Genomic DNA, 13016 nt, shown 5'->3' with positions numbered 1-13016 from the left:
GTTAAGGTGCTTACAGCGTTCTGTGTTTAGATCGCAAAACACGGACTGTTTTTGCTGGATTAAAGCGAGAACGAACTTGCGAACCAGCGAACGTTGTGTTCACGGATCTCAGATGAAACGGAGTCTTCGCGAAACTGCGGTACGCGATGTTGCCACCTCATTCGACTACCGTTGGCCGGCAATGCTGTCGTCTGAAATGACGGTCGCCGGCACCTCTAGCTCCGATGTGCAATTGGGGCATCGGGACGCTCGGTAGGCAATCGTCGTGCGGCAAAAATCACATTTCTTTTCCGTCGGTTCACTGGCGGGCGGTTTGTCGCCGAAAGCTTCGTCCAGTTGGTCGTCCAAGCGGTTGACCAACCGGATGATTGCGAACATCGCCATGGCGACGATTAGCAGTGCCAAACAGTTGTTGAAAAACTGACCGTAGTTCAACGTTACCGCCCCCGCGTCTTGCGCCGCCTGCAACGTTTGAAAGCCTCCGCTGGGTCTTTCTACACCGTCAGGCATCTGGATGACCCAGAACAAATCGCTAAAGTCTGCGTTGCCCGTGACCATGCCAATTGGTGGCATGATGACATCGTTCACAAGCGACTTGACGACGGTCGTGAATGCACTACCCACCGTGAAGCCAATTGCCAAGTCGACCATGTTGCCGCGAAGTGCGAATTTCTTGAAGTCGTCAATAATGCTCATGCTGTTCAACTTGTCCAAAAATAGTGTCGGTTTTGATCGAGCGCAATGAAGCCTGCGCAATGAAATGAGTTGTACAGAAGATTTTGAGTAATCCTACATCCACGACGCTTGCAGAGCCAAATTTGCGATACGCATTATGACCTTGATAATCTTGGTCTGCGATTCAACTAAACGTCGCAATGCTTGGTGGGATAGACGCAGCATCGTCTCGACCGTGGATCACGCAATCTTGACCTTGTGCAGTCATCACCAACCAAGCATCTCGATCAAAGTCGGGCTTGTCACGATTGAACTGGTATAACGTTACAACGGCAAGAAAATAATGGCCGTGATGCAATGGTTTGCAGCATAGGCCTTGTGAATGTCAGATAGCGTGTGGGTCAAAGAATGCACCATCGCTGAGTCCACCGACATTCACAGGGACGATTGCGCGTCCGCTGATGGTTTGTTTCGTCGGTTGTTGGAGCGAAACCGAATTGGGGAAGAATCGCTGTTATTTCGGAATGTGAGTTGCATGCGAAAAGGAGTGTATCCTGGGAATAACTTGTTGACAGCTTGGAGAAACGATGGACCACGCCGAAAGACGCATGAACTCACTACCCATTGCCGACGCTGAGACGAAAATTGATCCGGTGTGCGGGATGAAGGTGCGGGCCGATAGTCCTCGTTCGGTGGATTTTGAAGGTGTGCGCTACGTGTTTTGTAGCGATGGGTGTCTAGACAAGTTCAAGAAGGATCCCGCTGGAGTTCTGGCTAAGCGGGCTCAGAAAGAATCGGCGAGCAAGTCTTCTTGCTGTGGTGAAGATTCGATATCCGACGTCGATGGAACGTCGTCGCCGGCTTCCTGTTGCGGTGGTCGGACAATGCCCACGTCGAGCGACCCGCCCTCAGACCCAGACGCAATCTACACCTGTCCGATGCACCCCGAAATTGAGCAAGTGGGGCCGGGTGATTGTCCGATTTGCGGAATGGATTTGGAGCCCAAATTGGTTGACATGTCCGGTCCCGAGGATGACGAACAATACTCGGACATGAAACGACGTTTCTGGATCGGGGCTGCATTGTCGATTCCCCTTTTGGTGATCGCGATGGGGCCGATGATTGGGATGCAAGTCACCGACTGGATCACCCCAACTGCGTTGGGATGGTTGCAGTTTGCCCTGGCGACCCCAGTCGTCTTTTGGTGCGGTTGGCCTCTGTTAGTTCGCGGCGCAAAGTCATTCCGCAGCTTGAACTTGAATATGTTCTCGCTGATCGCGGTAGGGTCATTGGCAGCGTACTTGTTTAGTTTGGTGGTTGTCTTGCTACCTGAGATGATTCCCGCTGCCTTCTATGAAAACGGCGTTCCTCCGTTGTACTTTGAAGCCGCTGCCGTGATTATCACTTTAGTATTGCTGGGGCAGGTATTGGAATTGCGAGCGCGTCAGCAGACGGGCGGAGCAATTCGCGAGTTAATGCAACTTGCACCTCAGACGGCCACACGAGTTGGCGACGATGGCGACGAAGAAGTGAAGCTTGATGAGATTCAGAAGGGCGATCGTTTGCGAGTGCGTCCTGGTGAAAAGGTTCCTGTGGACGGACGCGTCGTTAGCGGTTCGAGTAGCGTCGATGAATCGATGCTAACAGGTGAACCCCTCGCGGTTCAAAAGGTGGAAGGCGATCAGGTTACCGGCGGCACTCTTAACCAAACGGGTGCGTTGGTAATGGTGGCGGTTGGAGTAGGCGGCGATACTGTTCTCAGTCGCATTGTGCAAATGGTTGCGGACGCGCAACGAAGCCGAGCTCCCATTCAAAAACTCGTCGATGTTGTGGCGCAGTACTTTGTACCGACGGTGATCGTTTGTTCGATTCTTGCCTTCGTGGGCTGGGCCGTTTGGGGGCCGGATCCCCGCTTAGCTCACGCGTTTGTCGCAGCAGTTGCCGTCTTGATCATCGCCTGTCCTTGTGCCCTGGGGTTGGCAACTCCGATGTCGGTAATGGTCGGTGTTGGTCGTGGTGCAAAGGAAGGCGTGTTGATTAAGAACGCGGAAGTTTTAGAAGTGATGGAAAAAGTCGATACTGTCGTAGTTGATAAGACAGGAACGTTGACACAGGGGCGGCCTGAAGTCACTGCGATTGAAACGTTTGGTGACTGGAGTGAAAGCGAGGTGATGTCGATCGCTGCTTCGGTGGAATCGCAAAGTGAGCACCCCTTAGCACACGCCGTTGTGCGTCGAGCAGACGCGAACGATTGGGATCGAACTGATGCGGAAGACTTCAACAGTATCACAGGGGGCGGTGTGCGTGCTCGCGTGGGCGACCATGACGTGTTGATTGGCAATGCTGCGCTATTGTCCGAACACGGCGTTGCAGGTGTTGATGCTGGCCGATCGACGTCCCAGTCCCATCAGGAGCAAGGAGCGACGGTTGTTTTTGTAGCGATTGATAGCCAACTTGCTGCCGTTCTTGCCATTACCGATCCGATTAAGGAGAGTACGCCTGCGGCATTGAGGACACTGCACGAATTAGGTTTGAAGGTTGTCATGCTAACCGGTGATGCGGAACCCACGGCGCGAGCGGTCGCAACTGAGTTGGGTATCGACGAATTTCATGCGGGCGTCTCGCCTGCGGACAAGCACGATTTCGTTCGCAAGCTTAAAAACGAAGGGAAAATCGTTGCGATGTGTGGCGATGGCATCAACGATGCGCCCGCGTTAGCCGAGGCGAACGTGGGAATCGCAATGGGCACCGGCACGGGCGTGGCAATCGAATCGGCTGGTGTAACGTTGGTCGGCGGCGACCTTCGCGGTGTCGCCGCGGCGGGCAATTTGAGTCGCAAGACGATGAGCAATATTCGTCAGAATCTGTTCTTCGCATTCTTCTACAATGCTCTTGGAATTCCCATCGCGGCCGGCTTGCTATACCCGTTCTTCGGGGTGCTGCTAAGTCCGATGATTGCCGCCGCAGCGATGAGCTTCAGCAGCGTGTCGGTGATTGGCAACGCACTTCGACTGCGGTCAGCAACGTTGTCTTAATACCTGCGCAAGCGTAGCAATACCTAGATCAAGCATTGAAGGCTAGGTCAGCGGCACCCATGCTCATGTTCGATCTGATTTTGACATCTAAGATCAGATTTCAACATGATCGCGAATGGAAACACAATCAAGGTTGCGTCTCATTCGCAAAGTGAATTATGGCGATTCTGCGGACGGTGAATTTGTGTAGTGTTTGCGGATGTTGCGGCGGTAAGTTGCCGGCGGAATGTCCATGGCTCGTCGGAAGGCAACGCTCATGTATTCGTGGTTCATGAATCCACAACGATCAGCGATCTGGGAGAGTGGCAGGTTGGTTTCGACTAACAATCGACGAACTCGCTCGATGCGCCGCCGTATGATTTCTTGGTGAGGCGTACGGCCAACGATCGCCAGAAAACGATTCTCGAACACTCGACGCGAAAGCGGAATCGTTTTTAACACATCGTTCACGTTGATTCCTTCGCAGCAATGGTCTCGAATGTAGCGAACCGCGCTCGCGATCTCAGGATCCTCGATGGCCAATACATCGGTCGATTGTCGAGTAACGACTCCGAGTGGTTCAAGCAATTTGGAAAGAGGTTTGACGACGCCTCCTTTCATCAATACATCCAGCATCGCTGCTGCCTCGCGACCAGTTTGGTGAGCCGCCGGAGCAACGCTTGAAAGAGGTGGCGTGCACAAGTCGCATAGGAGTTCGTCGTTGTCGACACCAAGCAATGCGATCTCCATAGGGACTTTAATCTCGTACTCACGACAGACATCAAGAACCTGTTGAGCCTTGATGTCATAGCAAGCCAAGATTCCGGTCGGTCGTGGCAGCGAAAGGAGCCACTTGGCCATTCTCAAGCGCTCCCGTTTGAGTGAAAGCATTCGCGTTGGTCGGGTATTCGCGGTAAATAAGCTGCAGGTGAAACCAGCCTCGGTGACCAACTGTTCGAACGCGAGTTGCCGTTGCATGGACCACTGGAAATCCGACTCGCCGCAATACGCAAAGTGTTCGAAACCTCGCTCGCGAAAGTGTTCGAACGCTAATTGGGCAATGGCGGTGTCGTTGGTCTCGACCCAGGGAACCTTAGGCATCTTGCGTGCCGCACTGACGTCTACGATGGGCATCTTCAGTTGTTTGATCACGTTGGCAATCGCGTCGTTTTCGATGCGTGCAATCAGACCGTCACCATCCCAGTCCTTAAGCCAGGATGGTGGAGCAGCGCCGCGTTCCTGTTCAATCAAGTAAATGGACCACAAGTCATGTTCGTGAATGTACGAGGCGATACCGCTCAACAAACCCCGCGCGTACGCATTGGATGTCTCGATCAGCAGCCCAACTGTTTTCTGTTTCGTCATGATTTGCGAGTCTACCTGAAAGCCGCCACTTTCAATGGTGAAATTTCACACATGTCATGCGCGTTTTCACATTTTCTCGAACGTCGGTAGTTCTATACTCGCATAACAACACGCTAATACTCGAATGACGCATCGCTTGTGTTGGATGCGATCGGGTAATCAACTTGCGAATCTTCTCTCGAGTGAGACTCTGTGGGTATGAACGAACAAAAAGTTAGAATGGCAATGGTGGGACTAGGGTTTGGATCCGAGTTCATTCCAATTTATCTTGCTCACCCCGACGCCGAAGTGGTCGCCGTTTGTCGTCGTAACGAAGTTGAAATGAACAAGACGGCGGATCAGTTCGACGTGGCGGGACGTTACACAGACTTTGACGCGTTGCTTGCTGATCCGAGCGTGGATGCTGTTCACATTAACAGTCCCATCGGCGATCACGCATGGATGTCGCTTCGCGCCTTGGACGCTGGCAAGCACGTGATGTGCACGGTTCCCATGGCGACAACGATTGATGAATGTCGTCAGATCGTGGAAAAGGTGGAAGAGACGGGGCTGAGGTACATGATGGCAGAAACGGTTGTGTACAGCCGCGAATTCCTGTTCATCAAAGATATGTACGAACGTGGCGAGTTGGGGAAAATCCAGCACTTGGCTGCTTCGCATCCGCAAGACATGGACGGATGGCCGGATTACTGGGAAAAGATGGTGCCGATGCACTACGCCACTCACGTCGTCAGTCCTTGTCTTGGATTAGTAGACGGGCTTGCCGAGTACGTCAGTTGTTTCGGTTCGGGGACAGTCCGCGACGACATCGCGAAAAAGTCAGGATGCAAATTCGCGGTCGAAACCTGTCATATCAAGCTTCAAGATTCAGACCTGACAGCGCATATATGGCGAACGCTTTACGACGTTGCGCGACAGTACCGCGAGAGTTTTGATGTCTATGGAACCAAGAAGAGTTTTGAATGGACGCTAATCGAAAATCAACCTCACGTATTGCACACGGCAAAGAAGCCTGAGCCTGAGATTGCTCAACCAATTGAAGTCCCGGACTTTGCGCATCTATTGCCAGAGCCGATTCGACGCTTCACCCAGGCACAAGAAATTCACGATTCTGAGCACCTCTCGTTCGTGCAGGGCGGCGGCCATGGCGGATCACATCCTCATTTGGTGAATGAATTTGTTCGTGCAGTGATTGATGATCGGGCACCTCGGCCTGATGCGGTGACTTCCGCAAACTGGACGTGCGTCGGAATCTGCGCTCACGAATCCGCAATGAATGGCGGTCAGGTCGTTCGTCTGCCCGAGTTCACGTTGAAGAACCAACCAGCGGTCTAGAACTAACGCATCGCGTTTCTATGGACTGAGCTGTTCGTCCGTCCGTTCAAAAAGTGACGACAGCCTAGCGCCCCCATTATCTTTCTAATTCTCTATGACGAGTGAACGAAGAATGACGTTACCCGTTGCTGTTTCGCGTGCCCTGCCCCACCCTCTTAAAGTGCGGTGGCCATTGGGATTGCCGCTTGTTCTGTCTGCCATAGCAGCCTGCATCGTGGTGGCCTGTCTTCCATGCAATGGCCAGTGCGAGGACGTTCGTGTTCTATTCTTGGGCGATGATGGAGCGCATCTACCGAAAGCTCGATTTCAAGAACTGCAGCCGATCCTTCGATCTCGTGGCGTTGAGATGACGTACACCGACGAGGTCGAGGACGTCAATTTAGAAAAATTGAAGCAGTATGACGTGTTCGTGCTTTACGCCAATATCGATGAGATTGATCAAGCGGGCGCGGATGACTTGCTCGCGTACGTTGATCAGGGCGGCGGGTTTGTACCCTTGCACTGTGCTACGTTTTGCTTTCGCAATCAACCTGAGCTAGTTGCACTCATGGGTGCTCAATTTCAACGGCATGGCACAGGTGTCTTTCGTGCCGAAGATGCAAACTCAGGACATGAATTGATGTCCGGTTTTGGAGGATTCAAGAGTTGGGATGAAACCTACGTCCATCACCTTCACAACGAAAAGGATCGAACGGTTCTTGAATACCGCGTTGACGCCGAAGGACGCGAGCCATGGACTTGGATACGTCATCAGGGAACGGGGCGAGTGTTCTACACCGCGTGGGGCCATGACGCGCGGACTTGGACTAATCCTGGTTTTCAAAATTTGGTTGAGCGAGGCATTCGATGGGCCGCAGGCGGTGATCCACGGGTTGCGGGGAACTACCTTGCCGATCGGCCGTTCTCGGTACCCGAGACGACTGCGATGCCTAAAGACTTAAAGCCGTTCGAATACGTTGAGGTGGGCAACCAGATTCCAAACTATACACCGTCAAAGGATTGGGGCGTGCAGGGTGAACCGTTAAGTACGATGCAAAAGCCAGTCGAACCGGCGGAGTCGCTTAAACACATCGTCGTTCCTCAAGGTTTACATGTTGAACTTTTCGCTTCGGAGCCCGACTTAGGCGGCAAACCAATCTGCATGGCCTGGGATGAACGAGGACGATTATGGGTTGCTGAAACTGTCGACTACCCGAACGAACTGCAACCGCGTGAAACCGCTCGTGATCGGATTCGAATCTGTGAAGATACCGATGGCGACGGGAAAGCTGACAAGTTTACCGTTTTCGCAGAAGAACTCAGCATACCCACCAGTATCGCTTTTTCACGCGGCGGCGTGATCGTCCAGAATGCAACGGAAACGTTGTACTTGAAGGATACCGACGGCGACGATCAGGCGGATGAGCGTAGAGTCTTGATAACGAACTGGCAGCTCGGTGACACTCACGGAGGCGTCAGCAATTTTCAGTATGGGCTCGATAACTGGATTTGGGCGATGCAGGGCTACAACAATTCCAAACCCGTCGCCAATGGAAAAGAACAGCAGAGTTTCCGCATGGGATTCTTTCGAATGCGGCCCGATGGCAGCGAGGTCGAGTTCATCCGATCGACGAATAATAACACTTGGGGGCTCGGTATTAGCGAAGAGGGGATCATCTTTGGATCAACTGCCAACGGTAACCCCAGCATCTACATGCCCATTGCCAACCGCTACTACGAACAGGTTCGCGGCTGGGCGTCGTCCCTTACTCTTTCGTCAATTGCAGACACCAACGATTTTCATCCCATCACCGACCGAGTCCGACAAGTCGATCATCACGGTGGCTACACCGCAGCCGCAGGTCATGCGTTGTACACCGCACGCGAATACCCGCAACAGTACTGGAACCGCGTGGCGTTTGTATGCGGTCCCACTGGCCACCTGGTAGGCTCGTTTGTGCTTGAATCCAACGGCAGTGATTTCAGTTCAACAAACTCGTTCAACTTGTTCGCCAGCGATGACGAATGGACTGCACCGATCATGGCAGAAGTTGGGCCCGACGGACAGGTTTGGGTCATTGATTGGTACAACTACATCGTCCAGCACAATCCAACGCCGAAAGGATTTAAGACGGGTAAGGGAGCGGCGTACGAGACTGAGCTGAGAGACAAAAAGCACGGTCGGATTTACCGTCTGGTCGCCGATGGATCCGAACGCAAACCATTGCCCGACTTGTCCCAGGCATCGGCTGATCAACTGGTCGGGGCCCTCGCCAATCCGACCATGTTGGTTCGCAAGCACGCTCAACGCTTACTTGTCGAACGAGGCAAACCGGATGTCTCTGATGCCTTGTGCTCGTTGATCCAATCCCCAACGGTAGACGAAATCGGATTGAATGTGGCAGCGATTCATGCGCTGTGGACGATGCATGGTTTGGGATTACTCGACGGCTCGCATGACGAGGTCAACGACGTTGTCTTTAGTGCACTAAAACACCCCTCGGCGGGCGTGCGTCGAAACGCGTTACAAGTCTTGCCTCCCATCGAAGGTTCCGCGAAAGCAATCGATGCTGCGAATCTGCAATGGGACTCAAACGCCCAAGTTCGATTGGCGGCGGTGTTGGCGATTGCGGATATGCCAGCTAGCGAGGTCGGAGCCAAAATTGTGCTTGATGTGCTTAGCGATCCTGGCTCGATGATGGACCGTTGGATCCCGGATTCTGCCACCAGTGCCGCAGCTCGCAACAGCGAGCATGTGTTGAAAGTGATTGCGAGTTTAAAGAACCCTACACCTCGTGCGATTGAGATTGTCGAACGAGCTGCTAATCACTACGCGCGAGGAAGAGACGTGATTGACGCAGCCATAGTGCTGGCCAACGCTTCCGAGGCCGATCCGCAATTGCTTGACGCAGTCGTGCAGGGATTCTCTACAGGATTTGACGCGGGCGCCGAATCGAAGCTAGTGAATTTGGACCCTGAAGTTGAGATCCAATTAGAAAACGTCCTGCCGCGGGTGCCATCAGGAACCAGGGGCATGATCGTCAAGCTGGCGACGAGCTGGGGAAGCGAGCGGTTCTCGAAGTATGGCCAACAAATCGCTGATTCAATGCTTGGGGAAGTCCGCGATGATACGGCATCAGAACAAGCCCGGATCAATTCAGCTCAAGAGCTTGTTGACTTTATGCCCAACGATGACGGAATCGTCGTTGCGTTGCTCGACGAGGTCAATCCGCGGCTACCGCCGGATGTAGCGACCGGTTTGATCGAAGCGATCGGCCGCAGTCGGTCCGACACAGTTGGTGAAGAAGTGGTTGAGCGATTCGACGGAATGACGCCCAGCGTGAAAAAGGTAGCGATCGTTCAACTGCTCAAGCGTCCGCAATCGACGCTTGCTTTGTTACGTGGGATCCAAGCCGGTCAAGCAAGTCTCAATGACCTTGCTCTTGACCAGCAGCAGACTCTTGCGTCGCATTCCAATGAAGAGATAAGCGATCTTGCGAAGCAGGTTCTCAAGCAAGGTGGTTCCCTGCCGAGCGCCGATCGCAAGAAGGTACTAGAAGATTTGTCGTACGTGACGAGCATCAAAGGCAGTGCTACCCAAGGCAAGTTTGCATTCACCACGCATTGCGCGAAGTGCCACATGCACTCCGGCGAAGGTGCGACCGTGGGGCCAGACCTAACCGGGATGTCAGTTCATCCCAAAGAAGAACTATTGACGCATATTCTCGATCCCAATCGAAACGTAGAGGGAAACTTTCGAGCGTACAGCGTCCTGACGTTAGACGGTGTCGTCATCAACGGCATGTTGGCATCGGAATCGAAGACGTCAATTGAGCTTTTCGATACCGAAGGCAAAAAGATTAGTGTCTTGCGCGACGACATCGATGTGTTTCGGATGTCGACGAATTCCATCATGCCCGAAGGATTCGAGAAGTCGATGACCCCCGATGAACTTACCAATTTGCTGGAGTTTCTTGTGCAAAGAGGAAAGTTTGTTCCCGTAGATTTGAGCAAAGGCGTGACCCTACCGAGTGACCGCAGCCTGTTTGTCGACAAAAACAATTCGGCTGAACGGTTGATTTTCTCGGACTGGTCACCCAAGACATTTGCCGGGGTGCCGTTTCAGTTGACTGATCCTCGCGATGGTAGCGTCCCCAACGCGATTGTATTGCACAGTCCAAACGGGGAAATAAGCCGAGGGATGCCGAAGTCCGTCTCCGTTCCCTTCAATAGCTCGGCCAAAGCAATTCATATGCTTGGCGGAGTAGGCGGTTGGGCCTTCCCCTACGGAGCCAAGGGTGCGGTCGCGATGACTGTTCGATTGCACTATGCCGATGGTGTCACCGAAGATCACGATTTGATCAACGGCAAAGAGTTCGCGGACTACATCCGGCGCGTTGATGTTCCCGGTTCGCAGTTCGCGTTCGACCTAAACGGCCGGCAAATCCGCTATCTCGCAATCCATCCACAACGGGCGGAATTGATAACCAAGCTGGAATTCGCCAGTGGGTCTGACGTGATCGCACCCGTGGTGATGGCGGTCACGGCAGAATAACGCTGTGGACGAGGGTTGGCTTGTGAACCCGCCTTTTGCTCGACAATGATCTGGCATCTGGGGCACGCCCGATGACATGGTCATACATGATGGCATGGTCGGGTCTGATGGCATGGTCGGTTTCGAAGGCATGGGCAGCGTCGGTGTCTAGGGGATTTCAGAGAACCTGGAAATTCGAGCTTTTTGTGGGAATGAGGTGAGTAATATTCATTGACACCTCGCCATATGGCGATATAACATGAGTGTCGGAGGAGCACCTAATATGTCAACGAAACAAATCAAAACCAAAGCTGCGAAACCGCGGGGCACGGTCCAGGATTTTTCTCAAGCAGCCGAATGCTTGAAAACCTTGGCTCATCCCGTCCGATTGCGGATCGTGCAGATGTTGTTGCATGGGCGGTACACCGTGGGCGAATTGGCGGCCGATTGTGGCATCCAGGACAATGTTGGATCAGACCATCTTCGCTTGCTCCAGCGTTGTGGTTTCCTGACTAGTGAGCGTGAGGGGCGAAATGTGTATTACCAGATTGCAGAACCTCACCTAAAAAAATTGATGGCGTGCATTGAAGGTCGGTTCCTGCCCAGCGAGTCAGAGTGAAGGGAGTCGGAGTGAGGGGAGTGACTCGAATGAGTCGCCCTTTTTTTTGTAATAACATATCGCCGAATGGCGATATGGCGAGGTTTCGGGTTTTTGTGCATTCGCACTAGTTGAAAGGAAAGATCGATGAAAACAGTGACAGTAAAGCAGTTGGCCGAAAAGCAGCAGCACGAGGCGATCGATGTGATCGACGTTCGGATGCCATCGGAGTATCGCGACGTCCACGCACAGTGTGCTCGCAGCGTTCCATTGGATTCTCTTGATCCGGCGAGCGTGATGCAGGCTCGCAACGGAACGGCTCACGAGCCTCTGTATGTGATCTGCCGGAGCGGTAACCGTTCTGCACAAGCCTGCAAAAAATTTGTTGATGCTGGCTTTGACAATGTTGTCAACGTCGAAGGTGGGACAGTTGCTTGGGACAAGGCCGGACTGCCCGTGGTTCGAGGTAAGAAGTCGTTGCCATTGATGCAACAAGTTCAGCTTTGTGCGGGCTTCTTAACCTTCGTGGGCGCGGCGCTGGGCTACTTCGTTCATCCGTACTTCATCGGTCTTTCAGCGTTTGTTGGTGCTGGATTGATGGTGGCGGGAGCGACGGGCCTATGTCCGATGGCTTCAGCGATTGCCAAGATGCCTTGGAATCAATGTGGGGATGGAGGCTGTGAAGGCTCATGTTCGGCCTAGCCATCTTCTTCGGCAGCATCGTTGGGTTTGCACTGGGACTAACCGGTGGCGGCGGTGGCGTCTTCGCGGTCCCACTGCTCGTCTACGGATTGGCAATTGCACCTCGCGAGGCGGTTGGCATTTCACTAGCGTCAGTGGGCGGTACGGCGCTGTTTGGTGCAGTGCCAAGAATGATGCGTGGCGATGTTGAGTTGCGAACCGGACTTTTGTTCGCAGTCGCCGGAATGTTGGGTGCTCCGATTGGTTCCTACATGTCGACGTTGGTGCCGGAGAAGGTGTTGTTGGTGATGTTCGCGATGTTGATGTTAGTGGTTGCCCAGCGAATGTGGGCCAAGGCTTGCAATCCGGTAATGGCAAGTGGAGTTTGCAATACCGAAAGCGAGCCTGGGCCGGATCGCAGCGCCTGTCAACGCGACGCCGATGGGAAGCTTCGGTTGACCTCTAAGTGCGCGAGGTTGCTTGTCATCGTAGGGCTGATGACCGGTGTGTTGTCAGGAATGTTCGGTGTGGGAGGCGGATTTGTCATTGTTCCAGCGCTCGTGATTTTCAGCGGGATGGCGATTCATCAAGCGGTTGGAACTTCATTGTTCGTGATCGTTCTCGTCAGCATTAGCGGTGTGGCATCGCACTTCGCTAACGGCAATGACCTGTCATGGACAACAACGCTTCTATTTCTGGTCGGGGGTTTCGCTGGCATGTGGTTGGGCGGCCTCGTCGCCAAACGCCTGAAGGGACCCACTCTTCAAAAAATATTCTCGATCGCGGTCGTGTTGGTCGCCGTCTTTGTCATTTCCAAATCAGTGGTCGTGTAGTC

8 protein-coding genes are annotated in these 13016 nt (G+C 53.3%); 6 read left to right on the top strand and 2 right to left on the bottom strand.

The genetic code is table 11. The annotated features are described in order from the left end of the window. Positions 1 to 165 precede the first annotated feature (165 nt). Complete coding sequence (gene mscL / locus Pla22_RS21445; RefSeq protein ID WP_146516853.1) at positions 166 to 696, bottom strand: large conductance mechanosensitive channel protein MscL; 531 nt, start codon at positions 694 to 696, stop codon at positions 166 to 168. Positions 697 to 1283: 587 nt separating this feature from the next. Here mscL and Pla22_RS21440 point away from each other — a divergent pair. Beyond that, the gene (locus Pla22_RS21440) at positions 1284 to 3710 is read left to right on the top strand and encodes a heavy metal translocating P-type ATPase (protein WP_242632234.1); all 2427 of its coding nucleotides are present in this window, start codon (positions 1284 to 1286) and stop codon (positions 3708 to 3710) included. A gap of 156 nt (positions 3711 to 3866) precedes the next feature. On the opposite strand, the gene Pla22_RS21435 is transcribed toward Pla22_RS21440, so the two are convergent. Next, positions 3867 to 5054: an AraC family transcriptional regulator gene (locus Pla22_RS21435; RefSeq protein WP_146516851.1), complete on the bottom strand. Its 1188-nt coding sequence runs from the start codon at positions 5052 to 5054 to the stop codon at positions 3867 to 3869. A gap of 198 nt (positions 5055 to 5252) precedes the next feature. Here Pla22_RS21435 and Pla22_RS21430 point away from each other — a divergent pair, with 198 nt between their 5' ends. The 5 genes from Pla22_RS21430 (at position 5253) to Pla22_RS21410 (ending at position 13014) form a co-directional block, all read left to right on the top strand. Continuing rightward, positions 5253 to 6389, top strand: a complete 1137-nt coding sequence (locus Pla22_RS21430; protein ID WP_146516850.1) for a Gfo/Idh/MocA family protein — start codon at positions 5253 to 5255, stop codon at positions 6387 to 6389. A gap of 94 nt (positions 6390 to 6483) precedes the next feature. After that, positions 6484 to 10923: a PVC-type heme-binding CxxCH protein gene (locus tag Pla22_RS21425; RefSeq protein ID WP_242632233.1), complete on the top strand. Its 4440-nt coding sequence runs from the start codon at positions 6484 to 6486 to the stop codon at positions 10921 to 10923. Between the two features lie 262 nt (positions 10924 to 11185). Beyond that, on the top strand, positions 11186 to 11521 hold the full coding sequence (locus Pla22_RS21420) for an ArsR/SmtB family transcription factor (RefSeq protein ID WP_146516848.1): 336 nt from the start codon (positions 11186 to 11188) through the stop codon (positions 11519 to 11521). A 126-nt stretch (positions 11522 to 11647) separates the two neighbouring features. Beyond that, complete coding sequence (locus Pla22_RS21415) at positions 11648 to 12202, top strand: rhodanese-like domain-containing protein (protein ID WP_146516847.1); 555 nt, start codon at positions 11648 to 11650, stop codon at positions 12200 to 12202. Next, positions 12190 to 13014 carry a sulfite exporter TauE/SafE family protein gene (locus Pla22_RS21410; protein ID WP_146516846.1) on the top strand — a complete coding sequence of 275 codons (825 nt, stop codon included), beginning with the start codon at positions 12190 to 12192 and terminating at the stop codon, positions 13012 to 13014. The genes Pla22_RS21415 and Pla22_RS21410 overlap by 13 nt, the downstream gene beginning before the upstream one ends. Positions 13015 to 13016 lie beyond the last annotated feature (2 nt).

Origin of the sequence: Rubripirellula amarantea (genome assembly GCF_007859865.1) — a bacterium.
Lineage (GTDB): Bacteria > Planctomycetota > Planctomycetia > Pirellulales > Pirellulaceae > Rubripirellula > Rubripirellula amarantea.
Note: the sequence above shows the minus strand (reverse complement) of the source record. Positions and strands in the feature narration are given on the sequence as shown.

Bases quoted from the DNA above. Each gene is read 5' to 3' on its own strand.
- Pla22_RS21425 (WP_242632233.1), top strand. From the start codon at position 6,484: ATGACGAGTGAACGAAGAATGACGTTACCCGTTGCTGTTTCGCGTGCC.
- mscL (WP_146516853.1), bottom strand. From the start codon at position 696: ATGAGCATTATTGACGACTTCAAGAAATTCGCACTTCGCGGCAACATG.
- Pla22_RS21415 (WP_146516847.1), top strand. From the start codon at position 11,648: ATGAAAACAGTGACAGTAAAGCAGTTGGCCGAAAAGCAGCAGCACGAG.
- Pla22_RS21420 (WP_146516848.1), top strand. From the start codon at position 11,186: ATGTCAACGAAACAAATCAAAACCAAAGCTGCGAAACCGCGGGGCACG.
- Pla22_RS21410 (WP_146516846.1), top strand. From the start codon at position 12,190: ATGTTCGGCCTAGCCATCTTCTTCGGCAGCATCGTTGGGTTTGCACTG.
- Pla22_RS21440 (WP_242632234.1), top strand. From the start codon at position 1,284: ATGAACTCACTACCCATTGCCGACGCTGAGACGAAAATTGATCCGGTG.
- Pla22_RS21435 (WP_146516851.1), bottom strand. From the start codon at position 5,054: ATGACGAAACAGAAAACAGTTGGGCTGCTGATCGAGACATCCAATGCG.
- Pla22_RS21430 (WP_146516850.1), top strand. From the start codon at position 5,253: ATGAACGAACAAAAAGTTAGAATGGCAATGGTGGGACTAGGGTTTGGA.